This is a genomic window from Sandaracinobacteroides sayramensis (assembly GCF_022014495.1).
GTDB classification, from domain to species: domain Bacteria; phylum Pseudomonadota; class Alphaproteobacteria; order Sphingomonadales; family Sphingomonadaceae; genus Sandaracinobacteroides; species Sandaracinobacteroides sayramense.
This window is the reverse complement of the sequence record NZ_JAKLSQ010000030.1, coordinates 1-26,473: the sequence shown is the minus strand read 5'-3', so window position 1 is coordinate 26,473 and position 26,473 is coordinate 1. Positions and strand designations below refer to the sequence as shown.

The window sequence follows — 26,473 nt, the reverse complement described above, 5'->3', positions numbered from 1 at the left end:
ATCACTCGTCTCCATCTGACGAGCTAACTTACCAATGGCATGATTTCTGGGGAGCAGGTCATGGACAGCCACTTTGCCGGCATCGCCATGCCCGGGGGCGGACCGGTCATCACGATGACAAGGCACCTTCCTGTCTAGACGTTCTCCAAATCCTTGGTGAGTGCGAACAAATGTAGCGGATCGGTGGGAGACGACTGGAACTCGAATCGCCGATAGAAAGAATGCGTCGCATCGTTTTTGTCGTGAACCAAAGCGCGTGGACGCCGCCAATCTCGGCCACTTGCAGCGTGCGCAGAATGAAGTCGTATAACAGTCCCGCACCGATCCTTTTGTCCTGCCACGCCTCACTCGCGCCAAGTCGGGCCAGCAGCATGATAGGCACGGGATGGCGGGCCAATCCTTTCGTCAGACGTTCGAGCGCTTCCTCGTACCGGACTTCGCCAACAACGAACGCACGGAAACCCACGATAGCGTGGTCATTCGCAACGCCGAGATAGCTCTGCAAGGCGGTTCGGCACCGGGTCGCGCGGGGCGGCCATGACGTGCGACATGCCGATATGAACCTCAATAGACTTGCGACCGAGTGGAGGAGGTACCGGAAACAGATAGAATATCGGCAAGCGCATCGAGGAGAATGCTCGTCTTGAGCGGCAGATGGCGGGCGGATGGGTAGAGGGCGACGATCGGCGCATCGCCGCCGTGCCAGTCCGGCATGGTTCGATCGAGCACGCCGGCCTTAAGATCATCGGCGACATCGATTTCCGACTTCATCATGATGCCAAGGCCAGCGACAGACCAGTCGCGTACCACATCGCCATTGTCGGACGCCAGGCGGAACGATGCGGGAACCGTGGCGGTCGCTCCGCTTCGGTGCGTAAGCGACCAGGGAAAGACTGCATTGCCATAGCCGAGCAGGTCATGGCCTTCGAGATCCTCGATGGTTTCCGGGCGTCCGCGCCGGTCGAGGTAAGCAGGCGAAGCGACCAGAATACGTCTGTTTCCAACAAGCTTCCGCATCATGCAGGAACTGTCGGCCAGGCCGCCGATGCGAATTGCAACATCGTAGCCGCCGGCAACAAGGTCGACCACCACATCGGTTAGCCGAACGGCGATCTTCAATCGCGGATGCTCTTGCGCGAGCGTCCCGAGCAGCGGCGTCACATGGCTGCGCCCGAACGAAACAGGAGCGGTGACGCGTAGCAGACCGACCGGTTCCACCCGGCCCCGAGAGATCCGCTCCTCGCCCTCCTCGATCGCATCCAGCGCCCGCACGACGCTCTCGAGCAACACCAGCCCGTCATCGGTCGGCGACAGCCGGCGCGTCGTCCGATGCACCAGACGCAGGCCGATCCTCTGTTCGAGCGAGGCGAGGCGCTTGCTGACCACGGCAAGGCTGGCGCCCACCACCGTGGCAGCTCCGGTCAGGCTGCGCTGCTCGATGATGGCGCGAAAGGTCTTCAGTTCATTGAGGTCATCGAGCATCGGATACCTTTCCGAAAAATTTTGTGTGCCTTCAGAATGTTCATTCTCAACGCTGATTTGATATTAAATCTCTCAATATCCCTATTATCAAAATACATCCACCGACAGAGACTCCAGCCGCGCCGATTCGCCGTTGCTCAGGAGGGTTCCAGCCGCCACCCATGATCTTTGAATCCGACTGGACACTGCCGCTTGTCGCGATGCTTTTGGCCGGACTGCTGTCAGGTTTTGCCGCCGGAATGTTCGGCATAGGCGGCGGGTTCATCGTCGTGCCTGCGTTGCTTATCGTCCTCCCCCTGCTTGGAGGAGCGCCCGAACATCTCGCCCATCTTGCGATCGGCACCTCGCTTGCCACAATCATCCCCACCTCCCTGCGTTCGATGCAGGCGCACGCACGGCGCGGCGCCGTCGATTTCGACATATTGAGAAGCTGGGCGCCGTGGATCGCGCTTGGCGCCGTCTTCGGGGCATGGCTGGCAAGCAGGCTGTCGGGTGATGTTCTGCTGGTGATCTTCGGGATCGGGGTGATCCTGATGTCGGTCCACTTTCTGACCAGCCTGACCCGCGCGCTGCACAGACCGACGGGCGCCATGCCGGTCGGTCTCGCGCGCGTGGGGATCGTGAGCGGTCTTGGCACATTGTCGGCGCTGCTCGGCATCGGCGGCGGCACCATCGCGGTGATCGTCATGACGTTGTGCGGGCGTTCGCTTCATCGCGCGATCGCCACGGCGTCAGGCCTTGGAGTGGTTGTAGCCGTGCCGGGCGCGACCGGCTTCCTGATCGCCGGCCTGGGTCTGAAGGGGCTTCCGTTCGGTTCAACCGGCTATGTGAACCTTCCGGCTGCCGTGGTCATCGTCGCCGCGTCATTCGTGACCGCTCCGCTGGGCGTGGCGGCGGTCCATGGCCTCAAGCCCGAGCGGCTTCGCCCGATCTTCGGCGTCTATCTCGTGGTCATCGGCCTGGTAATGATCCATCGCGGTTTCAGCGCCTGAAGCGATTGCAACACAGGAAAGGAGCAACATGATGCGCAGAGCAGCGAGATGGACGGGACGAGGGCGGGCGACACTCACGGTCGTGTTGGCCGCCGCCAGCCTGATCGCCGGCGCGCAGGCGTCCCAAAGTCCGCCAGCCTCCGGGCTGGTCGGTCTGGAAACCGAGGTCATCATGCCCGGCACGCCTTTCCCGCGCTTCAAGGTCGACGCCGCCTGGCCGCAGATGCCGCCCGATCTCATGCTCGGCCAGGTGGCCGGTGTCGCGGTCGACAAGGATGACGATGTCTGGGTGGTGCATCGCCCGCATTCGCTTACGCCAACCGATACCGGCCTAGCCCAGAGTCCGCCGACCGCGGTGTGCTGCAAGCCCGCGCCGACCGTGGTGCGCTTCGCGCGCGACGGACGGTATCTTGCGGGCTGGGGTGGCCCGGAAACAGGGCCGGTCGTCGACGGGGTCAATCAGTGGCCCAAGAGCATCCATGGCGTCTATGTCGACGCGAACAAGACTGTCTGGTTCGGCGGCAACGGCGACGGCGACCATGCGGTGCTGAACTTCACCGCCGACGGCAAGTTCATCCGCAGCATCGGGAGGCGCGAGCATACAGGCGGCAATGAAGACCGGGCGCTGCTCGGCAACCCGGCCGATGTCTATGCCGACAATGGCCAGGTGCTGATCGCCGATGGCTATATCAACAAGCGTGTGATCCGCTTCAACTCCGCCGATGGCGGCTATACCGGTTCCTGGGGTGCCTATGCGCTGCCGCCCGCCGGGCCGAGCCGCGAAGGCAATTTCGACCAGAGCCAGGCGACCAGCACCACAGATGGCGGCGCCGATCCGCAATCGCGCAGCTTCGGTGATATTGTCCACTGCGTGGTGCCGACCGGCGATGGGCATGTCTATGTCTGCGACCGGCGCAACAACCGGGCGCAACTCTTCCGCCAGGCGTCCGACGGCACGCTGGCGTTCGTGCGCGACATCGCGATCGCGCCGGAAACGGGCGGTACCCGCACGGTAACCGACATAGCCGTCTCTCCCGACGGCAAGTATCTCTACATTGCCGACATGATGAACGGGCGCATCTGGATTCTGCTGCGCGAGACACATCAGGTGCTGGCCGCGATAGGTCGCAACGGCCGCCAGGCTGGCCAGTTCATCTGGCTTCACAGCATCGATATCGACTCCCAAGGTAATCTCTATGTCAGCGAGGTCAATACGGGCCGGCGCGTCCAGAAGCTCGTGTTCACAGGAGCCGAGTGAGGCGCGATAGTCGGCGTTCATCAGGAGGAGAATGGAGAGATGACCCCATGAAGATCGATTTTGAAGGCCGAACGGCGATCGTCACCGGCTCTTCGGCCGGCATCGGCTTGGCCATCGTCGAGGGATTGGCCGCAAGCGGCGCGCGCGTCGTCCTCAACGGCCGGAGCCAGGCGAGCACCGATGCGGCGCTGGTTGCGGTTGCGGCCGTCTTGCCACATGCGGACCTTGTCGGTTTTGCCGGCGATCTCGGTTCCGCGGAAGGCTGCGCCGCGCTGGTCGCCGCACACCCTCGCTGCGACATCCTCGTCAACAACCTGGGAATCTATGGTCCGCAGGATTTCTTCGAGACACCCGACGCGGAATGGACGCGCTTCTTCGAAATCAATGTGATGTCCGGCGTGCGGCTGACGCGCGCTTATCTGCCGGGCATGGAGCAGCAGCGCTGGGGCCGGGTGGTGTTCATCTCGTCCGAATCTGCGCTGAACATCCCGGCGGACATGATCCATTACGGCTTCACCAAGACCGCCATGCTATCGATCGCGCGGGGGCTAGCCAAGCGCATGGCGGGCACTGGCGTCACGGTCAACTCGGTCCTGCCGGGGCCGACGCTGTCGGACGGCATGGCCGAGATGCTCAAGGCGGAGGTGGAGTCATCAGGGAGAACGATCGAGGCAGTCGCCGCCGATTTCGTTCTCGCAAACCGGCCGTCCTCGATCATTCGGCGCGCGGCCACGGTGGAGGAGGTCGCCAATCTGGTGGTCTATGCCAGCTCGCCGCAGGCCTCGGCTACGACCGGCGCCGCGCTGCGCGTCGATGGCGGCGTGGTGGACAGCATTTGAGCCGGCTATCCTGATGGCACATGTCGAAAAGCACGCGCTGGTGGCGGGTGGTCTTGGTGTGATCGGCCGCAATCTGGTCGAGCATCTAGCTGGCCGGCCAGACTGGAAGGTCACGGCGATCTCGCGCCGCGCGCCGGATTTCGAGACGCCGGCGCGCTTCGTTTCGGTCGATCTCGCCGATGCGGCGGCGACACGAGCCACGCTCGCGGCATTCGGCGACGTCACCCATGTCTTTCACACCGCCTATCAGGAACATGCCGATCCGAAGCGGCAGGTGGACGTAAACCTGGCCCTGCTGGCGAACCTGGTCGAGGCGGTGGATGCCACGTCGCCGTCGCTGAGGCGTGTCATCCTCTATGAAGGCGCCAAATATTATGGGGCGCATCTCGGCGTCTTCCCGACTCCGGCGCGAGAAGATGATCCGCGGCAGATGCCGCCGATGTTCTATTATGATCAGGAGGACTGGCTGCGCGAGCGGGCGGCGGGACGCTCCTGGGACATGGTGGTGCTGCGGCCGGATGCCGTCTGCGGCTTCGCGATCGGCAATCCGATGAACATCTCGATGGTGATCGCGGTCTATGCCGCGATCTCGAAGGAACTTGGTCTGCCGCTGCGCTTTCCGGGCACGGCAGACTGCTATGGCCGGCTCGCGCAGGTGACCGACGCCGCGCAGCTTGCCGCCGGCTCCCGATGGGCGGCCGAACAGGCGGAGGGCGGCGAGGCCTACAATCTCACCAATGGCGATATCTTCCGCTGGAACCGGTTGTGGGAACGGTTCGCCCGTCATTTCGGCATGGAGCTGGCCCCGCCCATGACCATCCCACTGGCGGAGATGATGGCCGACAAGGGGCCGGTCTGGGACCGGATGGTTGAGAAGCACGGGTTGCTCCCGGTGCCATTCGACAACGTCGTGGCCTGGGGGTTCGGCGACTTCATCTTCCGCTGCGACTGGGATGTCATCACTGCGACGACGAAGATCCGGCAGGCAGGCTTCGCCGATGTCGTCGATTCCGAGGCGATGTTCCTGGGCCTGTTCGATGCGTTCCGCGCCCGCAAGATCATCCCGTGAAAGCGATCCGCTCACTCCGACCATGAAAGGAAATCCAATGATCACGCGCCGCACCATGATCGCCGCCGCCGCGGTGCCCGTGCTGGGCCTGCATGGCCGTCTTGCCGCGCAGGTAACCGCTCCCGCTCACGTCTTCACATTGCTGCCGATCAGGGCCGACGCCTTCGCGACCTTCCTCCCTGTCATGCAGGCCAATGCGCGAGCCAGCCGCAAGGAGCCGGGCAATATTGCATTCGACGTGTTTCAGCCGGAGGACGACACGCCAACGCTGATCCTGTTCGAAAGCTGGCGCAGCCGTGCTGCCCATGCCGAGCATATGACGCTCCCCCATCTGAAAGCGGTCGAGGCGCAGGCGTCCGCCAGCCTGGCCGGACAGCCGGACACTGTCTGGCTGATCGACGTTCCGGGGCTGCCTGCCTTCGTGCATACCCCCGTTCCGGCGGCGGCAACCACCCGCAACGTGATCGTCCGACTGAAGGTGAAACCGCACGCGCGCCCGACTTTCATCAAGGCGTTCGCCGAGGTCATCCCGCAGGCCCGCGCCGCGCCGGGCAATCATCTGTTCGATCTCCATCAGGAGGCTGACGATGGCAACAGCTTCCTGCTGCTGGAGCGCTGGGCGAGCGTTGCCAGCCATGAGGCGCATCTCGGCCAGCCTTATTCGCTGAAGCTCGACGGCATCGTGCCGGGCACGCTTGCCCAGCCGCCCGAGCGTTACCTGCTGCGCGACGTCGCAGCCTGACGCAATGCCGACCCGCCGCAGGAGGAAGTCATGGATCGACGGTCATTCCTGGCCGTCACCGCCGCCGGCGCTGGCAGGTTGTGGATAGCGCCCGCATGGGCGATCGAAGCGATGGTGCAGGGCGCGGTTTAGGCCGGCGCCGCCCCAACGCCGCCCGATCCCTGGGAGGCCTGGACGCCTGCGGCTCTGCGCGGGCACCCGGATCCGCGGGTGCCCGCGGTGGCCCATGCGATCATCCCCCCAAATCCCCAGAATCTGCAACCCTGGTTGTGCGAACTGCCGGGCTGCGACTGGCTGATTCTGCGAAATGGCGGCGAACGCCGGCTGAACGGGTCGGACCAGCCGGACCGGCAATTGACCGTCGGCTTCGGCACCTTCGCGGAACTGCTGGTGCTGGCCCTTGAGGCTGAGGGGCTTGCCGCCGAGCTTTCACTCTTCCCCGAAGGCGAGCCCTGGCCGTTGCTCGACCAGCGTCCGATCGCCGTCTTCACGCTGCGCCGGACCGCGCCGAACCGCGCCGAAACGCGATCCGCTGCTCGACCATATCCTCGATCGCCATACCAACCGCACGTCGTTCGATCTGACACGCCCGGTCGCCCCCAGCCAGCTTGAAACGATCCGCGCCGCGGCCCGTAACCCCGATCTTGTCTACGTCAACCAAGCGCTGGAGCGGGCGGAGAAGGTTCAGGACATCACCCAGCGCGCCTGGGATGCCTGGATCGGCTACGCACCGACGCGTGAGGAAGTCGCGCACTGGACGCATGTGGGCAACGCGGCGATTGCGGCCGCGCCTTACGGTCCCTATGTGTCCGATGCCGCGCTCGCCCGGGCGGCGGGTTCCGTCAGTTTCGAGACGCTGTCCGATCCGTCAAGCGCGCAGTTCCAGGCCAACCGGACCGCCTATCGCCGTACGGTGGAGACTGGCCACGCCCATCTGTGGATCGTCTCGCCGGCCTTCGATCGCAAGGGCATGTTCGAGGCCGGGCGGGACTGGGTGCGCGTCCACCTTCAGGCGAGGGCGCTCGGACTCGACATGCAGCCGCACAGCGAGGCGCTTCAGGATTTTCAAGAGCTGGCTGCCGATGTGCGCGAACTGCACGACGCCCTTGGCGTGGCGGCCCCCGCCCGCATCCAGATGCTGGGGCGGATCGGCCATCGCGAGAGGGTCGGGCCGTCACCGCGCCTCCCGGCAAGCGCGCATATCGGTGTATGACGGAGGAAACTGATATGACTGGGGCGACCGAGGCCGGGAGCGCCGCGCGGGCCCTTCTGGTCGCCCGCACCTTCTTCATGGAAAATCTCGATGCAACCATCATCTCCCCGGCAATTCCGCATATCGCGGCGAGCTTCGCGGTCCAGCCGCTCGACCTGAGCAGCGGGGTGAGCGCCGATATGCTGGCGCTCGGCATCTTCATCCCGGTGAGCGGCTGATCACTTTGGGACGCGTAAGGCGTTCACCGTCGCGATTCGCTCTGTTCACGCAGGCGTCCCTGCTGTGCGGCCTGGCGCGATCACCTAGCGGATCGGCGAGACGATCGCCAGCATGGAGGCTGCGCAGGCCTTCCCCTTCCGCATCGGTTTCCTGCTGATCGCGCTGGCGGCCATCCGGGACAGCGCAGGGCTCGGACCCGCGGCGGGCGATCATATTTCCAGACGGAGGGAGGCGAGGGCATGACACTTTCTGACAAGCGCGTTCTCATCGCCGGCGGCACATCGGACATCGGGTTCGGCGCGGCCAGCGCGGGGCGCGAAGCCGGGGCTTCCGTGACCATCGCGTCGCGTTCGCCAGACAAGGTGGAAGCCGCCGTTGCCCGGCTCGGGGCCAGCACGTTCGGCCGGCGGCTCGACATCACGGACGAAACCGCGATAGAGAAATTTTTCGCGGAAGAGTTGCCGTTCGATCACATCCTCATCTCGGCGGCGAAGACCAGGGTGGCGCCGGTTCGGGGCCTGCCGCTCAGCGATGCCTATCAGTCGATGAATTCGAAATTCCGGGGCGCGTATCGGATCGCGCGCAGGGAAGATCGCCGATGGCCGCTCGCTCACCCCGGTCTCGGGCTTCCTTTCGGTGCGCCCGAGAAAAGGCGCCGCGATCCAGGGCAGGATCAACGCCTCGCTGGAAGGACTGACGCGCGGCCTTGCCCTCGAATTCGCGCCGGTGCGCGTCAACCGTCTTTCGCCCGGCCTGGCGGCAACCCAGCTCTATGACGGGTTGGCCGACGATACGCGCAGGGACATGTTCGTCAGCGCCGCCCGGGGGCTGCCGGCGGGCCTGGTTGGCGCGCCGGAGCATATCGCCGTGCAGATCATGGCATTTCTCGCTAATCCCTACATCATGGGCGGCACCGTCTATATCGATGGCACCATCGCATGAGCGAATAGCAAAGGAAAGATATGGAACACCGCGTCCTTGGCAGCACTGGCCTCACTATCGCCCCGATCGTTCTGGGCGGCAATGTGTTCGGCTGGACGATCGATGAAAAGGCCAGCTTTGACGTGCTCGATGCCTTCATCGATCATGGTTTCAACGCCATCGATACGGCGGACGTCTATTCGGCCTGGGTGCCGGGCAATGTCGGAGGGGAATCGGAAACGATCATCGGGAACTGGTTCAAAGCGCGCCCCGGCGCGCGCGACAAGGTGACGATCTTCACCAAGGTCGGCATGAGCCTAGGCAAGCCAAGCCAGACCGGGCTATCGGAAAAATGGATCGTCGATGCCGTCGAGCAGTCACTCATACGCTTGGGTATCGAGACGATCGACCTTTATTTTTCGCATCAGTTTGATCCCGAGACGCCCCATCAAGAGACACTGGGCGCGTTCGAAAAGCTGCTGAAGGCCGGCAAGATCAGGGCGATCGGCGCCTCCAATTTCGATGCAGACCAGCTCGGCGAGGCGCTGGAGGTGTCGCGTCGCGACGGTCTGCCTGCCTATCAGGTACTCCAGCCCGAATATAATCTCTACGATCGCGCCTCCTATGACGGCCCGCTGCGCGATCTTGCGATCCGGCAGGGGCTGGGCGTCGTCACCTATTACAGTCTCGCCTCGGGCTTTCTCTCGGGCAAATATCGCGCCGACCGGGCCCAAGCCGATCTTGGCCAGTCGAAGCGCGGGGACGGCATCGTCAAATATCTCAACCCGCGCGGCTGGGCGATCCTCGACGCGCTGGACACCGTCAGTGCTCGTCATTCGGCTCAGCCGGCCGAGGTGGCGCTCGCCTGGCTCATCGCCCGCCAAGGCGTGACAGCGCCGATCGCGAGCGCCACCCGCGTAGGCCATGTCGAAAGCTTCGCACGGGCAGCCCAATTGCCGCTGGCGACGCACGACATCGCGCTTCTCGATGCCGCAAGCGCATGATGGGAGCCTGGAGGCAGCAATGGAGTCCAGTGGCGCCAGCTTGCGCCAGTGGCTCCTGCAAGCAGGGAGAGGCTCGTGAGGCGTAGAGCCGACGGGATCCTCCCCGCTTCCGCGTGGGCATCGCGTGCGGGCTGCTCCTCCCGCTGGCCATCCTGGGGACGGCGCACGCTGCACGCGCAGAAATGGTGCCGCTCGGCGCCAACCTGGAGCTGTTCGCCTATCCCTATCCCCGTCCGATGGTTCGAGACCGCCTTGCAGGGACCGGGCGTGCGCATGGCCTATCTCGACGTCGCGCCAAAGGCCGAACGGTCGTTCTGCTCCATGGCAAGAATTTCTGCGCGGCCACCTGGGGAGAGACCATCGGCGCGCTCGCCACGCGAGGCTATCGCGTGATCGCGCCCGATCAGATCGGATTCTGCAAATCCTCCAAGCCCCAAGGCTATCAATACAGCTTCCACGCCATGGCGACATTGACGGGAGCGTTACTTGACCAGGCCGGCGTAGAGCGCTCGGTCCTGGTGGGGCATTCGACAGGCGGCATCCTGGCGAGCCGCTTTGCATTGATGATGCCGGGCCGCGTCGAGCGCCTGGTCCTTGTCAATCCGCTCGGGCTGACCGAGGCGAAGGGGTGCCCTATGCCGATCTGGGTCGGCTTCGCGCAGAGGAAGCGAAAACCGATGCAGCGACCATCAGGGCCTATCAGCAGCGCGTCTATTATGACGGCGCCTGGCGCCCCGAATATGGCCGCTGGGTCCCGATGCTGGCCGGCGAATATGCGAGCGAGGATGGGGATATTGTTCGCGACGCCCAGGCGCGATTGTCGGACATGATCCAGACCCAGCCGGTCGCCGCCGAACTGCCAGACCTCAGAGCGCCGTTGACGCTAATCATCGGCCAGACGGACAGGACCGCGTTCCGGGGCGCCACAGCGCCCGTGGGCATCAGGCCCAGAACCGTGCCTCAGGCGGCCGAGATCGCCGTGCACCGTGTCCGGAACGCGACGCTCGTTCGCCTTCCAGAGCTGGGGCATTCGCCTCAGGTCGAGGATCCGGGGCGGTTCCTGCGGATATTGTTCGAGACGCTTGCGGAATAGAAGCGGCGAAAGGCACGCCCTGGCGCGTCCTCGCAAGGCGAGGGATACGATGTGCGCCGCCATACTCCCTTCGAGGTGCGCTCATCACGCCGACGGTCCGGCATCATTCGGCGATTACGGATCCGGTATGCATCGGCGAGTTCATGCGGGCCATTGAGGGCGATTTGGGTAAACCCACGATCATGCTCGCGTTGAGACTCTCGCCGCACTTGTTCCAGAGACCCGGGGAACTTTGCCACATGGAATGGAGCGAAGTCGATCTCGACCGGGCTGTTTGGTGTATCCCCGCGGCGAAAAGGAAGATGCACCGCGAGCTCGCGTGCCGTTGTCTCGTCAGGCACTTGAGATAGTGAGGTCCGCGCAGGCAGTAACCGGCACATGGTGCTTCGTGTTCCCTTGCCCCAGGTCGACGAAGGGGCCGATGTCCGAAAACACTGTAAACAGCGCGTTGCGTCGACTGGGCTATTCCGGCTCCGACATTGTCACCCAAGCAAGAACCCTGCAGCCAGCCATCGGGCGGAATCGGATCCTCTTCGGCAAGGCGCGGCGTCAGGAACGCTTCCATCTCATCCGGCATGAGGCGCATGAGCCAACATCCCGTACGAGATGGCCCGGCAAAGAATTGCGTTGGAATATGGTCAGCCTGTGGTCCATGCCTGCCCCGTTCGAAGGTTCGAAGGTTCGAAGGTTCGAAGCGGAGCCGGCGGGAGCCGGGTGTTGAGAACATGCTTGAGAGATGCGCCGATGCCTTTAGCCGCAAGCGGCCTGGACATACGCGTCGGCCACCTGGCCGGATGCCATGGCATCAATTCTCCCAAGCGAGGTTCTCACGCTTCTGTGGCACGCAATGTGCCATATCAATGGAATAAAGGGCAGACTCTAAATGGAAGACTGCTATTGGTTATATGTACAGGGACTTTGCCTGTTTCGGTCCTTGAGTTTGCTGGCAAGGAGTTGAAAACTAGGAGGCAGGAATCACAGCTCCCTCGTATCTCTGTTCGATGAATGCGCGCGTTTCCGGGCTACGGAGCGCGGCGACAAGTTTTTTCACCCGTGGATCATTTGCAGCCTCGGCCAGCCCGACGAGGTAGTTTGCATAGGGGCTATCCCTGTCCTCAATGAACAGCGCGTCCCGCAGCGGATTGAGGCCCGCGTCGAGTGCATAGTTGGTGTTGATGAGCGCAAGATCGACTTGATCGAGGACGCGGGGCAACGTCGCCGCCTCCAGTTCGCGGATCTTCAGCCCGCGCGGATTGGTGAGGATGTCGCGCGGTGAAGCAAGTGCCCCCGCCTCCGGGCGCAGCGTGATCAGGCCGGCTTTCTGCAACAGCAGCAGGGCTCGTCCCGCATTGGAACCGTCGCTCGGAATGACGACATCAGCGCCCTGCGGGATTGCCGCAGCCGATTTCCACCGGCGGGAATAGGCCGCGAATGGCTCAACATGGATGGCAGCCACCAGCACCAGATGGGTGCCACGCGCTTTGTTGAACTCGTCGAGATAAGGCTTGGTCTGGAAATAATTGACCGCGATGGCGCCCTCGGCAACCTGAGTGTTGGGCTGCACATAATCGTTGAACACCCGGATATCGAGCTTGACGCCCTCGCGCGCCAGGGCGGGCTTCACCGCTTCGAGGATTTCGGCATGCGGCACGGCGGTCGCCGCGACGGTCAGCGTATCGGGATTGTCCTTTCCGCCCGGGCTGCCGCAGCCGGCAAGCGCCGTGAGGGCAGCAAGGATCAGGAGCAGAGAAGGTCGCATCTTGTTAATCCTATCTGTGGCTGAAGTACCGGACGAGACGGTCGCCCATCATCTGAAGGCACTGAACGAGCAGCAGGAGCAGGACCACAGTCACGATCATTACATCGGTCTGGAAGCGCTGATAGCCGAAGCGGATAGCAAGGTCGCCCAGGCCGCCGGCCCCCACCACGCCCGCCATCGCGGTGAAGGATACGAGCGTGATCGCGGTGATCGTGATCCCTGCCACGATCCCTGGCAGCGCCTCTGGCAGCAATGCCAGCAGCACCAGTTCCCGCGTGGTCGCACCCATGGCCTGCACGGCCTGCACGGTCGAGCGGTCGACCTCGCGCAGCGCGGTCTCGACAAGACGGGCGAAGAAGGGCGCCGCGCCCACCACCAGCGGCGGTATCGCGCCAAGGACGCCGAGCGAGGTGCCGACCAGCAGCACAGTGAGCGGGATCATGACGATCAGCAGGATGATGAATGGCACGGCGCGCAACAGGTTCACCGCGAAACCGAGCAGGCCGCTGGCCGCGCGACTGGCCCAGGGCTGCCCCGGTGATGTCAGGAACAACAGGATGCCCAGCGGCAGCCCGAACAGGATGGTCAGCGCCAGCGAACCGCCGAGCATCGCCAGCGTCTCGAGGCTCGCACGGCTGATCTCGCTCCAGTAGAGGTTTCCGGAAACGCCAGTCATTCGCGGACCCTTCCCTGATCCGCCAGCGCGGCCAGCGCCGCATCCTGATCGCCTCCAGATAGTCCCAGCGTGAACTGGCCGACGCTCCCGGCACGAAAATGGCCGATTCGGCTGGCAAGGATCGTGAAATCTACCCCCGTCGCGCGTGCAATGCGGGTGAGCACCGGTTCTGCAAGCGCCTCGCCTTCCAGCGCCAGATGAACCACCCGTCCGGGGAAGGCGATCCCCATTGCGCCGTCCGCCCCCGCATCCGTCAACAAAGCGCGCGTCTCCTGTGCAGCCGGGGTGAAGAAGATGTCGGACACCAGGCCGCTTTCGACCACGCGCCCATTATGCAGCACCGCGACGCGGTCGCAGAGTTGGCGTACCACATCCATCTCATGGGTGATGACGATGATGGTCAACCCGAGTTCGCGGTTTAGGTCGGCGATCAGCGCCAGAATGCTTGCGGTGGTTTCGGGGTCCAGCGCGCTGGTCGCCTCGTCGCAGAGCAGGATGTCCGGCGCGGTGGCGAGTGCGCGGGCAATGCCGACGCGCTGCTTCTGCCCGCCGGAGAGTTGGGAGGGATATTTCCCGGCATAGTCGATAAGGCCGACCCGATGCAGCAGATCGGCAACTCTGCCGTCGATCCCGGCCAAGTCAGCACCAGCGATCCTGAGGGGGAGTGCCACGTTCTGCGCCACTGTCCGCGAGGAGAGCAAACCGAAATTCTGGAAGATCATCTGCACCCGGCGACGCAGTGTCCGCAAGGCGGATCCCGAGACATCGGCCATATCGACGCCATCCACAATCACCGTGCCGCTATCGGCGCGCTCAAGCCCGTTCAACAGCCGCACCAGCGTGGACTTGCCGGCACCGGATCGCCCAATGATCCCGAATATCTCGCCATGCGTAACAGCAAGATCCACTCCGGCGAGCGCAGGCTGGTCCGGCCCGAAATGCTTGTAAACCCGATGCAACAGAACAGCCTGATCAGAAGCGGCACGCTCAGGCGATCCGGCATTGAATTCCGGGCGGAGCGCAGGCTGGCCTGAGGTTCGGTCTGCTTCTGGCACCGTCAGATTCTCTGTTCTGAAGATATTCTCATGATTCCCTATCTATCTGGTAGAAATATCATAACGCAACAGCCTCCTGTTGTTTCCTGAGTCGCAAAGATCAGGTCCCCGGGTTCTCTCCCGCTTATCTGCTCTGTCATTGGATCGTTGTTCAGGTCCGGTTTGACCCCGCGCGCTGCCCCAGAGGTATCTCCAATTTCACCATGAGGGTTATTGGGGATCGGACTGATCCATTGAACGATTGCCTTTGCCAAGGTCTCTCTTGACCGTGGCAACAATGTGCCGCGTAAGGCCAGCGAGACTGTCGGCGGCGAAACGGCTTACCTGTCTCGCTTTCACTTGGCTGAACCCGCATGTCTATCTCGACACGGTCCTCCTGCTGGGATCCATCTCGACGCAGTTTCCGGGATCGGGACAGTCTTTCGCGGCCGGCGCCATGACCGGGTCGTTCCTGTTCTTCTTCGCCCTTGCCTATGGCGCGGCCTGGTTCCGCCCGATCTTCGCCCGCCCCTCGGCCTGGCGTCTCCTCGAAGGCGGCATCGCATTCGTCATGTGGGGGATCGCCCTCAAACTGATCATCGGAGGTTGAAGACATGCTGTTCCAATCTGCCCGTGCCCCAAGCGAGCACCCGAATGCCGCCATGATCCGCCCCACGGTCGGCTCCGATGCAAATCTGTTCCGGCGCCTCCTGTCGCACCTGCTGCGGACATCAGAAGCTGCAGTGCGGGTGCATTATCACGCTCCCTGGCGTCGCGACGCCCGCTGAGCTTCGAACAACAGTCAGGCAGGGCCTAGCCTAGCGCATGCGCGGTCAGAGCGAAGACCGTGATATCGCCGGTAGCCAATGGCAGTCGACCACGGACCATCGTGCGGGCTCCGTCGCGAAGCGGCAGACCCAGACCTTCCAGCCATCGGGAGAGGGCCTCGTCCCCGGTCAGATCGACACGGGTGAACCGCCCTGCATTGGCAGCGACCCAATACTGGATCAGAGCCATCGCGGCCTCCCGGTCAGGCGCGACAACTGGCCCGATGCACCATCCCCGGCCGAACTCACGCATCATCGAGAAGCCTGACGGCTCTCCGTCCCGGTAGAGCATGGCGCAGCGCGCTGTCGCGAACAGGCCGGCCATCAGGCGAGACCGGTCGGCACCGCTGGCTCTGGAATAGAGATCGACCGCCGCGCGATCCGAAGCATCGATGCGGGCTATCCTGTAGCCTGATGGCAGCAGGGGCGGTTCGATCATGGGCGCGACCCCCTGATGCTGAAGAATCCGGCCCGCGTCCCGGAAGCCGAGCCGGGTGTAGAGCGAGGCTCCGGCCTCGGTGGCCTGAAGGACAACCGACCGCCCCTCGAGACGCGCCAGCATCGCCTCGACGAGCTTGCGGCCGAAGCCCTTGCCCTGCTGCGCCTTGGCGACGATCATCATGCCGAGCGTCGACAAGGCAGCGCCGTGATCGAAGGCCATTACCGTTCCCTGCACCCGCCCATCGACTTCCATCGCCAGCCCTTGTCCCAGATCGAGGAAAAGGCGCCAGTCCTCCAGCCGATGTGGCCAGTCAAAGCTCCGGGAGAGCGCCCAGGCCGCTTCGAGGTCGGACTGGGCCATCGGCCGGATCACAGGGTTCATGGAACGGACTTTCAGATCTTAGCCTTCCCATGCGGAAAGAGCGCTTGCGTGAGGGGTGAGGCGCCCCCCCCTTTTGAACATGCTGTTACCATCGATTCATCAGGGTTTGCTATTGGAGGCCTCAACAACCTGTGCTGCGCTGAGTGTCAAGATTTCGATGGAAATCAAGCAGGTTCCGGAGGGGACAAGCCGGTCTCCGGAAGGAACAGCTCCATGTGCGGTTAATTCAGCATTTGCCATGGCGAGCAGGGTTCCACAGGTTCTTCGGTGGCAAGCTGTGCAAGGCCGACAGGCATGATCCGGGCGATGATCATTCCTTCGATACGCATTCCGAATATTGGCATGATGTCGAGCTTGCGGGCGAGGAACCGGACTCCTGGATCCAGGGCAGAACCCTCGGCTACAGCCTGCTGGCTGCCGCCCCGTCGACTACAGCAGCCCTCTCGATCGAAACCGGATCCGCCAGAATTTGCCCGACCATGACGGCGGACGCCGAAACGCCGGTCGTTGGAAGGACATTGATCGCACGCACCACATCCATTCCGCCGACGACATGGCCGAAGGCTGCGAAACCCAGCCCGTCCGGATTCCGCAGGCCTCCATGATCCAGCGCGGGAGACGCCTCGGCACAGATGAAAAAGCTGGAGGCAGTCGCCGTTCCCGGCGTCGTGCGGCCAAGGGAAACTGCCCCGGTATCGTGGATGAGCCCGGTCTGCAAAGTCGTTTCATGCTGTATCGGCGGAAAGCGCTCCACCCCAGGGGCCACGGCAGCCTGGATGACGGTGATCCTGTGCTCGTTCGCGTCATTGTCCGCGCGGACGGCACGGAAGAAACGCCCGCCCGCATATTTTCCGCTGTCGACATAGCGCAGGAAATCGCCGCCGGTGAGGGGTGCCCGGTCGAGCCGCACTTCGATGTCGATCGCGCCGAGCGCCGTCTGCAGGCGAACGCGTGGCCGCACCAGCTCGGCCCGAAGCCGCCCGGGCAGGATGATCGCTGCTGCAGCCAGCGAAACCGCCGTCCGACGGCTGATCGCCGGGCCGGAACTCATCGCTCGTTCTTGCGCGATTGCGTTGCGGTGCGAAGCGTCCCCTGATCCTGCTGGCTGCGATGATGGAGCCCGGCCGGGAGTTCCTCTCCGCGCAGATGCTGGAGGAAATAGGCCCACATCCGCCGCTGGGCATAGCCGTTCAGGGCATGCCCTTCCTGTGGCATCAGCACCGTGTCGAAATCCTTGTTGGCGTCCTGCAACGCCTGCATGAGCTGGAACATGCCGGCCGGGTGCACCCAGAAATCGTTCATGCCATGGATGAGGAGCAGCTTGCCGCTTAGCCGGGCGGCATGCGTCGGCAGGGCCTGTTGCAGATAATTGTCTCCCTCGGGCATGCCGTTATAGCGCTCGCCCCAGCTGTGCCAGAAAAGCCGCTGGTCCGTATTGGCGCCGCCCGCCACGCCCACCTTGAAGAATTCGGGAAAGCGCAGCATCGCCATCCCCGTCATATAGCCTCCGCCGGAGAAGCCGTAGATTCCGATGCGCTCCAGATCCATGTCGGCTCTCTGCGCGGCCAGCTGGCGGATTCCAGCCACATGATCCTCCAGTTCGCTCGCATGATCGACCTGACGCCAGACATGCTGGTGGAAAGCGCGTGAGCGTTCCGGGGTGCCACGCCCGTCGATGACGACGACGACAAAGCCCAGTTCGGCCAGAGAGGCCGCCTCCAGATAGGCCTTGCCCGCCACCGCCTGCGGCACGTTCGCCATCTGCGGGCCGCCATAGATATAGTCGATCACCGGATAGCGCTCGCCGGGCTTCTGGAACGAAGGGCGGAAGATGAGGCCGCTGAGCGGGGTCTTGCTGTCCGCCGCAGTCAGCCTCACCGGCTCCGGCCAACGCCATGCCGCGGGCAGGGCTTTCGTATCCGCCTGTTCGAGCGGGAAGGGCTGCCTCCCCGAAAGGGAGATGAGACTGCTGTCCGCCAGACCATCCGCCCGCGCTGCCGTGCGCACCACATAGCGGCCGCTCGGTGAAAGGCCGGAAGCGGCGATGGTGTCGCCCTCGATCGTGGCGGACAGCCTTACCGGAACCTCGGAGGCAAGGGCGATATCCGCGTCCAGCTGCTCGATCAGCCGGTTGCGCCCGTTGTCGAGATCGACGGCGACCAGTTCGCGGCGATAAGGGTCTGCCGCCTTCTTCGTCGTGCCGCGCGTGTAGATCAGCTGTCTGGACTTGCCGGCCATTCCGATGACATCGCGTACCGGGGTGGAACCAGAGGTGAGCTGGCGCTTCACCTTCCCCGTGCGCAGATCGTAGAGATAGAGTTGCCCGATCCCGGAACGGTCCGAATACCAGACGAGTTCATCCCGGCCATCGAGCAGCAGGAAAGGCGTCGGCCGCAGGATCGACGGGCCGAGGTCTATGAATCCATCGCCTTCCTCCACGAACAGCTTCCGGGTCTTCCCCGTCTCGATGTCGAATTCGACCAGACTGGCCTTCTGCTCGCCCCGCGCGAAGTCGACAAAATAGGCCAGCCGTGCGTTCAGGAACGCCGCCCGGTTGCTGCTGAAGGGGGTGTCGTTCATGCGAACGCCGGCCAGTGCGGGGTAATCCGCCCGAACGATCCTCCCGGTGTCGGTGTGGATCGCCAGCATCTCGAACGTCGGCACATGCTCGTCTCCGGGCAGGGCCACGCGATAGGAATAGGCCTGGGGGCGAAGGCTGCCGTCCTTCGGCACGAAATCGACCATCGGGAGTTCGGCGACCTGGCGCTCGTCGAGGCGTGCTGTGAAAAGCGTGCGCGAATCCGGCGACCAGACCGCCTGCGGCCTGCCCACGGGCTTGCCGAAAGCGTCCGTCTCCACGCCATAGCCGTGCAAGTGCTCGCCGTCGGTGGTCAGTTGCCGCTCAGCGCCCGAGCGCATGTCGCGCAGCCAGAGATTGCCGTCCTTCAGGAAGGCGCCCCGGCTGGCATCGGGCGAGAGGAGCAGCGCCGGCGTCGGCACCGCGCCTAGGTTGGTCAATTCGGAAGTGGCGAGCCTGTAACGCCAACGCTTGCCAAGGGCCTCGAATTCAACGGTTTCCAGATTGCGTCCGAACGACAAGCCGGAAATCGGCAGCTTGTCGGCCTGCACCTCCTTGCCCCCTGCTTCGGAGAGCGCGCTGGCAAGCACGCGATGGTCGAACGCCTCGCGGCGCGCCCGGCGTTCGGCCTCGACGATCATGAACCTTTTGCCTTCCGGCACCTGCCGCTCGTACCAGAAGATGTCCGAGCCGTTGATCCAGTTTGCCGAGACGCTGCGGTTGAGGATCAGGTTGCGGGCAAAGACACCCTGGATCTCTGCGGCATTACGGTAACGCTCGCGCAGCGTTTCTTCGCTTGTCTGCTGGCCAAGGGTAGCCTGCGGACTGTCGACGGCAAGGGCTGGCTGCGCCACGGATAGCAGGGAGAAGGCTAGCCAGAGGCTGGCGAAATGGTTCATCGGAATCTCCGGGGAATGGTATCCAATAAGGTCCGGGCGAGCACGGCTACTGTAAGGCCGCGCCCGCCCGGAAAGGTCTTCAGAAGCTGATGTTGCCGCCAAGGAAGAAAGTGCGGCCCATCGAATCGTAGAGACCGGACCGCGAGGCCTGCACCGCCTCCGGCAGAAGGGGCGGGTTTGTGTTGGTGAGGTTGTTGACACCTCCGAAGATGGAGACGCTTTCGGAGAAGCGGTAACCGGCGTTGATGTCGGTGTAGAGTCGGGCATTCGCATGGTTGCGGTCACGGAATTCCTTGCTGGCCTGCTGGTCCGCCTTGGCGGCGCTGATGAAGCGGCCCACCAGCCCGACCGACCAGGGGCCAGTGGAATAGTTGGCCTGCAAGGTTCCCCGGAAGCGCGGATTATCCACCTCGCCGTCCTGGATGAGGAGCGTTCGCGGGTCGTCGAGATTGCCCAGCAGCTCGTTCTTCAGAAGATAGGTGCCGTTGAAGAGGAGTTGCAGCCGGGTGTCCTCGCCGAAATGGTGGATGTAGCTCAGCTGCGTGTCGATGCCCTCGGCGCTCAGCCGGCCGATGTTGATGACGTTCTGGCGCACCAATGTAATCGAATGCGCGTCTCCGTTGCCGACGCGGTCAAAGCCGCCGCGCTCAAACAGCGAGCAATAAACATTGTCGAGCGACGCCGCATCGTAGCAGGCATAGGCTGCCGTCTGCGCGTCTATCGTACTGGCCGCATTGTCGATGCGAATCTTCCACCAGTCCGTCGTCCATGTCAGGCCCGGCAGGAAGCCCGGTGTCAGGATGATGCCGGCCGTATGGGATTTGGAGGTTTCCTCCTTCAGGTCCGGGTTCCCCCCCGTGAGCAGCGAGCGCGTCGAGCCGATCGTCGGATCGACATAGCCTTCGGGAACGCCCTGCGCACGACAGTTGGCGGTGCGTTGCGCGTTGGCATTGATAAGCGCTGCCGAGCAGGGATCCTGCAACGTTCCGGTCACTCCGGTGATGCCGGGGTTGTAGAGTTCGAAAAGGTTGGGCGCCCGCACGCTGCGGGCGATGGAACCGCGCAGGCGGACATTCCCGTCGATCGCCCAGTTGGCACCCAGTTTCCAGGCCACCGTCGAGCCGATGGTGCTGTAGTCCGACACGCGGACAGCCCCCTCGATGTCGAGCGACCTGGCAAAGGGTCTGTCCGCCAGAACCGGCACCAGCACCTCGGCGAAGGCCTCCTTCACGTTGAACTTCGCATCGATCGGCTGAAATCCGGTCAGGAACAGCACGGCGCCGCTCAGCGTCAGCGCATCGTCGCGGCGCTGCAGGCGCTCCTGCCGCCATTCGCCGCCGACGGCAGCCTTGATGGGACCGGCCGGCAATTCGATGACGTCCCCCTTGAGCTGCAGTCCGGCGATGTCCTGCGTCTGTTCGAAGGAACTGGTGAGGACGGGCATGAAATATTTGAGCGCCGCCGGCGAGGACTGCGTCTCTCCGAGGATGTTGACGGGCAGGCAGCCGGCCGCGCGGGCCGAGGCGCTGCGGCAGACGGGATCGCCGCTGACCGGATCGGCGATGACGTCGACGGCCTCGGCATAACGGGCCGAGATGCGGCGGCCGAAAGTCTGCGTCGTCTGGCGGAAGCTGCCGTGCTGGATAAAGGCGTTATAATCCCAGCCGTTGGAGAATTCCCCTTCCACCCCGCCGGCCACAGTCAGCACGTCAGCCGTCGAATGGTCTCGACGCACCCCCTGGTCGCGGCTGGAGCGGGTGACGGTGACCTGCTGCACGCCGTTCTGCGTCATCAGATCCCGCATTGCGGCCGGCACGAAATAATTGTCGATCCGGATCACCGAGCTGAGATCGAAGTCACCGACGCCCGGTGAAATGGACTTCTTGTTCGCATATTCGACATCGGCGAACAGTCGCACCCCGTCGATGACCTCGTAGCTTAGCCGGCCGATGCTGGAAATGGTTTCCACCTGCCGGCGCAGATGGTCGAAATCCCGGTTGTTATAGCCGTCGCCGCCTTGCGCGATCGTGCCGAGCGGACCCTGCGGCGTGGCGTCATGCCGGACAGGGCGGAGCTGCCCGCCCTCCACCAGATAGCGCTGCCCGCCCAATGCGAAGATGCCTTCATAAGCATAGGTAGGAAAAACGGCATCGGTATAGACGATCTGATCGAAGATGCCGTCGTTCGGTCCAGTGTTCTTCGGGTTCGCACCCAGGATGATGTCGCCATTGTCCCGGTAGAACTTGCGGGAAGATGCGCGCAGCGGCTCGATGCGCTGATAGGCGAGTGCCACAGTCACGGAACCGCGCCCGTCGTGGAACGTCCCACCGCCCACGACGGAGGCGAGATAATCCTTGGAGGAGCCCTCCCCGGTCAGGCCGATGCGGCCGCTCGCCTGCAGTCCTTCATAGTCGCGCTTCAGGATCACATTGACGGCCCCCGTCACCGCGTCCGCACCGTATATGGCCGAGGCGCCGCCGGTGACGATTTCGATGCGCTCGATCAGCGCGGAAGGATAGATGGAGAGATCTACCGCCGACGAGACCGCCGAGCCGGAGACCCGGCGACGACCGTCCACCACGGTCAATGTGCGATTGGTGCCGAGGCCGCGCAGATTCAGGAACACCTGCGCAGAGTTGCGCGACCCTTCGCCGACCGAGACAGAAGGCGTCTGCATCAGCAGGTCGCCGATGTTAGCGACACCCGACTGCATGATCCGCGTGTCTGTCAGCGTCGTCACGGGCGATGCGGAAGCCAGTGCCGACCGCTCGACACGAGAGCCGGTGACCACGATGTCGGACGCCAGTGCGCCTTCATCCGCCTGCGAGAGGGCCGGGCGGACGGGGGCGGCGGAAACCGCGCGAGGCTCGACGACATAACCGCCGGCCGAGGCGCGGCGCGCGATGAGATTGGTGCCCGCAAGCAGTTGCGCCAGCGCCTTGTCCGCCGAGCCTTCCGACGCCCCCGTGGACACCCGATGCCCTTCGACGACGGCGGGCGAAAAGGCGATATCGATGCCTGTGCGGCGCGCCACGTCGCGAAGGGCGTCCGCCAGCGGTCTGCCGGCATTCGCGGTTTCGTGCGGCACGGTAGGCGATGTCTGGGCGGTGGCTGCAACCGCCATCAGGCCGGCGGACGCGAGAACGATGGCACGGATCAAAGGCATGTGGCTTGGCATTCATTATTCCCCTTTTTGTGGCCCCGCTACGCCGTCGGCGCGCAGGCAGCCCAATGCCAAGAACGTGAGAGGTGGCGTAATCCACATGCCACAAAGGCAGGTGAATCAATTTTTCTATCAAAATTGTTGGAAAAGCGACGCAGGCGGGCAATGCGCCCTAGGAAGGCTCAGCCGTTTTGGCGACCAGGTGGATCCTATCTCCCTCCCGAACAGCCTGCACAGGGTAGACTTCGGAAAGCAGGGCAACGAACCGCTCGGGCCTGCTGGTGCGGAACAGGCCGCTGATCTCCAGCCCGGCGATCCTCGCATCATCGATCAGGATGGGCCGCGCCGAATAGCGGTTCATCTCCGCCACGGCCTCGCCCAGAGTGGTTCTGTCGAATTCGACAAGCCCTTCGCGCCAGAGAAGTTCCTTCGCCTCCACGGAGCGCGTGATTTCCAGCTCCCCGGGATGGGACAGGAAGGTTTGTCCGGGCAGGAGGATGACGGATGCTTCTGAAGGCGAGTCTTCTTCCTCCCCTGCGCCAATGCGCACCCTGCCTTCGGCGAGGAAAACCCGTAGCCGCCGCTCGTCGAGACTGACGGTGAAACGGGTGCCCAGTGCGGTGATCGTGCGGCTTCCCGCCGTCACCACAAAGGGCCGGGCACCATCATGCGCCACTTCGAACAGCACGCGCCCCTTTTCCAGGAACAGTGCGCGCCGGCCGTCCGCGAAGCGCGCCCGCAGGCGGGATGCAGCGTCCAATGTGATCCGGCTGCCATCCGGCAGATCGTGGGTTGCCTGTTGTCCGCGACCGGTTGCAAAGGTTTGAGCCCAAAGCTGACCGGCAGGCGCACTGGTCGAAGCCGTTTCCAGCATCGGCGTTCCTGCCGGCTGATGAATGGGCAGACCGGAACTGCCAAGGCCCAGTGCCACCAGCGCGACGGAGGCCGCGAGCACAAGGCGGGTTTGCCAGCGAGAAGCCGCCGGGCGTTCCGGCCTCGCAGCAAGGGCGGCCTGGCGTAGCGTTTCGAGCTGCGTATGCGCCCCGGTCTCGTCGAAGACGCCCCACAGCTTCACCGCTTGCGCATATCGTTCGGCGTTCCGGGAATCCTCAGCCAGCCAGAGGTCGAAATCGGCCTCCTCGTTTTTGGTCAGCGCCCCTGCATCATGGCGGACAAGCCAGTGGGCAGCTGCGTCGTTTCGCCCGGCTTCGTGCGCTTTCGCTGTCTTGCCCACCGTTAATCTTCCCACCTGACGGCCAGCAGATGGGCTATAGCACGTTGCATGTGCTTTTCCACCGCGCTGACCGAAATCCCGAGGCGGGTGGCGATCTCCTTATAGGCCATGCCTTCCAGCCGGCGGAGGACGAAGACGAAACGCGTGCGCTCCGGAAGCGACTGCAAGGCCCCCGTGACGCGGGAGAGGTCCTCACGCCCGAGCAGGATCTGGTCGGGCGAATGGTCCCGCCCCTCATGCGAAACCGCCTCGAAAGGCACATGCGCGGTGAGTGCGCGGGAATAGGCCTGCCGGCACCAGTCCTTGAAGACCGAACTGGCCGTAGTGAAGAGATAGCCCTCCACCTGATCGATCTCGCCCAGCCGGCCACGATGAGCCAGGCGCAGGAACACCTCCTGCACCAGATCGTCGCGATCATTCTTGTGGATACCATTATGGCTGAAATAGCGAACGAGGGGCGCCCGGAAATGGCGATTCAGGTCTTCCAGAATATCCTGGTCGCCGTTGCCGTCTGTCTGCGTCCCTAACCGCATCTGCCTCATCCTGTTGGGTATCGGAAAGCAACAACCCACCCAGATGCAAGGGAAGGGGACACGGACATTGCAGTTATCGCCCTGCCCACCGGATCGATCGATCCGACCTGGTCAGTAGCAAGCAGGTGGCTTCGTCCGCAATGGGTCGGGCCGGTTCAGTCCGCCTGCATGCAAGGAAATATTCTTCGCCACTCAACAGTTCGTCTTTTGGCATGCACCGTCCGATTAAAGGCCTCCATAGACAGCGGAGGCAACTTTCTTTCCAACGGATATCGTTGGCGCACGGAAGGGCCACAAAGCGACAGGCGTGGGGATGATCCTGGTGCCCGCATCAATCCCGCCGGTCGACCCACTGCACGCTTCGACCGCGTTCCTGCTGCATTCGTCTGAAATCAGGGGGTCTCGCGGAACCTGCCCCGGCACAAACATACCCCGGTGCCGTTTCGGTCGAACACCCTACCATCCAGAGGATATCATCATGGCTGACCACGATATCGAAACCGAGGAAACGACCGACCTGATCGCATCGAACAAGGTCGAGGGAACATCCGTCTACAGCAGGCAGGGCGAGAAGCTCGGCTCGATCTACAACTTTCTCGTCGGCAAACGCTCGGGCAAGGTGGATTATGCCGTGCTCCAGTTCGGCGGGATTTTTGGGCTGGGTGCCGACTATTATCCCTTGCCCTGGGACGTCCTGAACTACGACACCGACCAGGGCGGTTATGTCGTCAATCTCGACAAGACGGTGCTGGAGAAAGCACCGCGCTACGCTGCGTCCGACGAACCCATCTTCGACCGCGACTATGGACGCGAGGTTTACGGCTATTACGGGGTCACCTACCCCTATTGATCGCGCAGGCGGCGGATGAGGATTCGTCCGCCGCCTCGCTTCACCGCAATTGGGGCGGGAAATCCAGTTCGAACTCGGAATAGCGCGCAGGCGCGCCGAACGTCTTTTCGCCGTTCCGGCCCGCATAGCGATGGAGCAGCGGCGAATAGGTGTAGAAGCGAATCTTGCGCCGGTCGGTGTCGAATTCCATGAAGCGCAGCCAGCCGGCACCGCCATTGGCTGAGCCGGGTTTACCATCCGGCCCGATGGTGTTGCCCTGATAGTCTTGCAGCACCTGATAGACAGGCTGGCCGGCGTCGTTCCGGTCGATCCGCAGATTCTCGCCCTGCGACACCCCGTTGACGGTCGGCGTCCAGTTGTGGCCGGAAAGGATCAGGAAGATTCGCGCATTCTTGCGGATGAAGCGGTCCCACACCGCGTCGGGCGGCAGATGGTCGGTCCCCGCGAAATAGGCCTCATAGCCGTTGGAGCGTGCAGGGCTGGTCTTCGCCAGCACGGGAACGAGCCATTCGTGGGTGGTGACGATGATCGGCAGACCCGGATTGGCGTCGATCACGCCCTGCGCCCAATCGAGCGCCGCCGGGGTGGGCTGCATTTCCAGCGACAGGTGCAGGAAGCGCATCCCGCCGCCGGTGAAGAACTGGTAGCTGTTCAGCCCCTGGTTGAAGGCGCCGCCATACCAGGGCTTGCCTGCTAAATGCCGCGACGACGGGCCGAAATAATAGTCCCAGGCCCGCCCGCCTGCGAGGGGCCGCGACGCGCCGGGGCCGTCCGGTTCGGCCCACCAGCTATAATTGTCATAGTCGTGATTGCCCGGTGACATGCCGAAGGGGATCGGCGAGCGGCTGAGGATCGACACGGCGCGATTGGCGTTGTCCCACTCGGCGCGGGTATCCCATGTGCGGAACTGATCCGCGGTTCCCTCGATCTTCTGGCGGAATTGCCCGTCGCCATGCTGAACGATGTCGCCGACGAAAGTGACGAACACCAGATTCTTTTCGCCCCGGCTGTCCACCAGATACTGCATCTGCTGCGCGAAGGTGTCGGCGCCGCGCGGCTGGGGCAGTGTCGCATCCGAATAGTTCTGCGTGTCCGGCACCACGGCGACGCTGAACGTCTCGGCCCAGGCCGGAACGGCGACGAATGCCGCGCAAAGGGCGACCGCAGCTTGGCGAAGACTGAAGATCCGCATCGATTCTGACCTGTGACCTGCTCCCCAGAAATCATGCCATTGGTAAGTTAGCTCGTCAGATGGAGACGAGTGA

At 63.7% G+C, this 26,473-nt stretch carries 26 protein-coding genes; 14 read left to right on the top strand and 12 right to left on the bottom strand.

Translation table 11 applies throughout. The features are described from left to right. Nucleotides 1-109 precede the first annotated feature (109 nt). Entirely contained in the window at nucleotides 110-505 is a 396-nt protein-coding gene (locus L6Q21_RS16605) for a hypothetical protein (RefSeq protein WP_237831865.1), read from the bottom strand. Between the two features lie 59 nt (nucleotides 506-564). Continuing rightward, nucleotides 565-1,482: a LysR family transcriptional regulator gene (locus tag L6Q21_RS16600; protein ID WP_237831864.1), complete on the bottom strand. Its 918-nt coding sequence runs from the start codon at nucleotides 1,480-1,482 to the stop codon at nucleotides 565-567. A 200-nt stretch (nucleotides 1,483-1,682) separates the two neighbouring features. Here L6Q21_RS16600 and L6Q21_RS16595 point away from each other — a divergent pair, with 200 nt between their 5' ends. From L6Q21_RS16595 to L6Q21_RS18275, 12 genes are all read left to right on the top strand, one after another. Continuing rightward, nucleotides 1,683-2,474 (top strand): sulfite exporter TauE/SafE family protein, encoded by a 792-nt coding sequence (locus tag L6Q21_RS16595; protein WP_237831868.1) that lies wholly within the window; start codon nucleotides 1,683-1,685, stop codon nucleotides 2,472-2,474. A 28-nt stretch (nucleotides 2,475-2,502) separates the two neighbouring features. Further along, nucleotides 2,503-3,732 carry an NHL repeat-containing protein gene (locus L6Q21_RS16590; protein ID WP_237831863.1) on the top strand — a complete coding sequence of 410 codons (1,230 nt, stop codon included), beginning with the start codon at nucleotides 2,503-2,505 and terminating at the stop codon, nucleotides 3,730-3,732. 47 nt (nucleotides 3,733-3,779) lie between these two features. Further along, entirely contained in the window at nucleotides 3,780-4,571 is a 792-nt protein-coding gene (locus tag L6Q21_RS16585) for an SDR family NAD(P)-dependent oxidoreductase (protein WP_237831862.1), read from the top strand. A 13-nt stretch (nucleotides 4,572-4,584) separates the two neighbouring features. Further along, nucleotides 4,585-5,640 carry an SDR family oxidoreductase gene (locus tag L6Q21_RS16580; RefSeq protein ID WP_237831861.1) on the top strand — a complete coding sequence of 352 codons (1,056 nt, stop codon included), beginning with the start codon at nucleotides 4,585-4,587 and terminating at the stop codon, nucleotides 5,638-5,640. Between the two features lie 37 nt (nucleotides 5,641-5,677). Continuing rightward, complete coding sequence (locus L6Q21_RS16575) at nucleotides 5,678-6,382, top strand: putative quinol monooxygenase (RefSeq protein WP_237831860.1); 705 nt, start codon at nucleotides 5,678-5,680, stop codon at nucleotides 6,380-6,382. Between the two features lie 415 nt (nucleotides 6,383-6,797). Further along, nucleotides 6,798-7,595, top strand: a complete 798-nt coding sequence (locus L6Q21_RS16570) for a hypothetical protein (RefSeq protein ID WP_237831859.1) — start codon at nucleotides 6,798-6,800, stop codon at nucleotides 7,593-7,595. Nucleotides 7,596-7,609: 14 nt separating this feature from the next. Next, the gene (locus tag L6Q21_RS16565; RefSeq protein WP_237831858.1) at nucleotides 7,610-7,813 is read left to right on the top strand and encodes a hypothetical protein; all 204 of its coding nucleotides are present in this window, start codon (nucleotides 7,610-7,612) and stop codon (nucleotides 7,811-7,813) included. Between the two features lie 240 nt (nucleotides 7,814-8,053). Further along, nucleotides 8,054-8,590, top strand: coding sequence for an SDR family NAD(P)-dependent oxidoreductase (locus L6Q21_RS16560; protein WP_237831857.1), 537 nt, complete (start codon nucleotides 8,054-8,056; stop codon nucleotides 8,588-8,590). Beyond that, nucleotides 8,475-8,756: an SDR family oxidoreductase gene (locus tag L6Q21_RS16555; RefSeq protein WP_237831867.1), complete on the top strand. Its 282-nt coding sequence runs from the start codon at nucleotides 8,475-8,477 to the stop codon at nucleotides 8,754-8,756. Before L6Q21_RS16560 ends, L6Q21_RS16555 begins: the two co-directional genes overlap by 116 nt. 20 nt (nucleotides 8,757-8,776) lie before the next feature. After that, nucleotides 8,777-9,739, top strand: coding sequence for an aldo/keto reductase (locus tag L6Q21_RS16550; protein WP_255696958.1), 963 nt, complete (start codon nucleotides 8,777-8,779; stop codon nucleotides 9,737-9,739). Nucleotides 9,740-9,921: 182 nt separating this feature from the next. Further along, nucleotides 9,922-10,569, top strand: coding sequence for an alpha/beta fold hydrolase (locus L6Q21_RS18280; protein WP_418895836.1), 648 nt, complete (start codon nucleotides 9,922-9,924; stop codon nucleotides 10,567-10,569). Beyond that, the gene (locus L6Q21_RS18275) at nucleotides 10,566-10,832 is read left to right on the top strand and encodes an alpha/beta fold hydrolase (RefSeq protein WP_255696957.1); all 267 of its coding nucleotides are present in this window, start codon (nucleotides 10,566-10,568) and stop codon (nucleotides 10,830-10,832) included. The genes L6Q21_RS18280 and L6Q21_RS18275 overlap by 4 nt, the downstream gene beginning before the upstream one ends. A 961-nt stretch (nucleotides 10,833-11,793) precedes the next feature. Here the strand turns inward: L6Q21_RS18275 and L6Q21_RS16535 are convergent. Genes L6Q21_RS16535 through L6Q21_RS16525 form a run of 3 tightly spaced genes read right to left on the bottom strand, consistent with a single transcriptional unit; the run spans nucleotide 11,794 to nucleotide 14,175 of the window. Further along, nucleotides 11,794-12,591, bottom strand: a complete 798-nt coding sequence (locus L6Q21_RS16535) for a MetQ/NlpA family ABC transporter substrate-binding protein (RefSeq protein ID WP_237831855.1) — start codon at nucleotides 12,589-12,591, stop codon at nucleotides 11,794-11,796. Between the two features lie 10 nt (nucleotides 12,592-12,601). Continuing rightward, nucleotides 12,602-13,267 (bottom strand): methionine ABC transporter permease, encoded by a 666-nt coding sequence (locus L6Q21_RS16530; protein WP_237831854.1) that lies wholly within the window; start codon nucleotides 13,265-13,267, stop codon nucleotides 12,602-12,604. After that, nucleotides 13,264-14,175: a methionine ABC transporter ATP-binding protein gene (locus L6Q21_RS16525; protein ID WP_237831866.1), complete on the bottom strand. Its 912-nt coding sequence runs from the start codon at nucleotides 14,173-14,175 to the stop codon at nucleotides 13,264-13,266. The genes L6Q21_RS16530 and L6Q21_RS16525 overlap by 4 nt, the downstream gene beginning before the upstream one ends. Before the next feature lie 424 nt (nucleotides 14,176-14,599). On the opposite strand from L6Q21_RS16525, the gene L6Q21_RS16520 reads away from it, so the two are divergent. Then, nucleotides 14,600-14,911, top strand: a complete 312-nt coding sequence (locus tag L6Q21_RS16520; RefSeq protein ID WP_237831853.1) for a LysE/ArgO family amino acid transporter — start codon at nucleotides 14,600-14,602, stop codon at nucleotides 14,909-14,911. Nucleotides 14,912-15,114: 203 nt separating this feature from the next. Here L6Q21_RS16520 and L6Q21_RS16515 read toward each other — a convergent pair whose 3' ends face one another. The 6 genes from L6Q21_RS16515 to L6Q21_RS16490 form a co-directional block, all read right to left on the bottom strand. Next, on the bottom strand, nucleotides 15,115-15,951 hold the full coding sequence (locus L6Q21_RS16515; RefSeq protein ID WP_237831852.1) for a GNAT family N-acetyltransferase: 837 nt from the start codon (nucleotides 15,949-15,951) through the stop codon (nucleotides 15,115-15,117). Between the two features lie 400 nt (nucleotides 15,952-16,351). Further along, nucleotides 16,352-17,002 (bottom strand): peptidylprolyl isomerase, encoded by a 651-nt coding sequence (locus tag L6Q21_RS16510; RefSeq protein ID WP_237831851.1) that lies wholly within the window; start codon nucleotides 17,000-17,002, stop codon nucleotides 16,352-16,354. Beyond that, nucleotides 16,999-19,428: a S9 family peptidase gene (locus L6Q21_RS16505; protein WP_237831850.1), complete on the bottom strand. Its 2,430-nt coding sequence runs from the start codon at nucleotides 19,426-19,428 to the stop codon at nucleotides 16,999-17,001. Before L6Q21_RS16505 ends, L6Q21_RS16510 begins: the two co-directional genes overlap by 4 nt. Before the next feature lie 79 nt (nucleotides 19,429-19,507). Beyond that, a complete protein-coding gene (locus tag L6Q21_RS16500) occupies nucleotides 19,508-22,552 on the bottom strand; it encodes a TonB-dependent receptor (protein WP_237831849.1) in 3,045 nt (1,014 codons plus the stop codon). A 211-nt stretch (nucleotides 22,553-22,763) separates the two neighbouring features. Then, the gene (locus tag L6Q21_RS16495; RefSeq protein ID WP_237831848.1) at nucleotides 22,764-23,825 is read right to left on the bottom strand and encodes a FecR family protein; all 1,062 of its coding nucleotides are present in this window, start codon (nucleotides 23,823-23,825) and stop codon (nucleotides 22,764-22,766) included. Between the two features lie 2 nt (nucleotides 23,826-23,827). Further along, complete coding sequence (locus L6Q21_RS16490; RefSeq protein ID WP_237831847.1) at nucleotides 23,828-24,358, bottom strand: RNA polymerase sigma factor; 531 nt, start codon at nucleotides 24,356-24,358, stop codon at nucleotides 23,828-23,830. A 478-nt stretch (nucleotides 24,359-24,836) separates the two neighbouring features. Between L6Q21_RS16490 and L6Q21_RS16485 the strand changes: the two genes are divergently transcribed. Next, nucleotides 24,837-25,208, top strand: a complete 372-nt coding sequence (locus L6Q21_RS16485) for a PRC-barrel domain-containing protein (RefSeq protein ID WP_237831846.1) — start codon at nucleotides 24,837-24,839, stop codon at nucleotides 25,206-25,208. Between the two features lie 40 nt (nucleotides 25,209-25,248). Here the strand turns inward: L6Q21_RS16485 and L6Q21_RS16480 are convergent, their stop codons facing one another. Then, nucleotides 25,249-26,400: a metallophosphoesterase gene (locus L6Q21_RS16480; protein WP_237831845.1), complete on the bottom strand. Its 1,152-nt coding sequence runs from the start codon at nucleotides 26,398-26,400 to the stop codon at nucleotides 25,249-25,251. Between the last annotated feature and the right edge of the window lie 73 nt (nucleotides 26,401-26,473).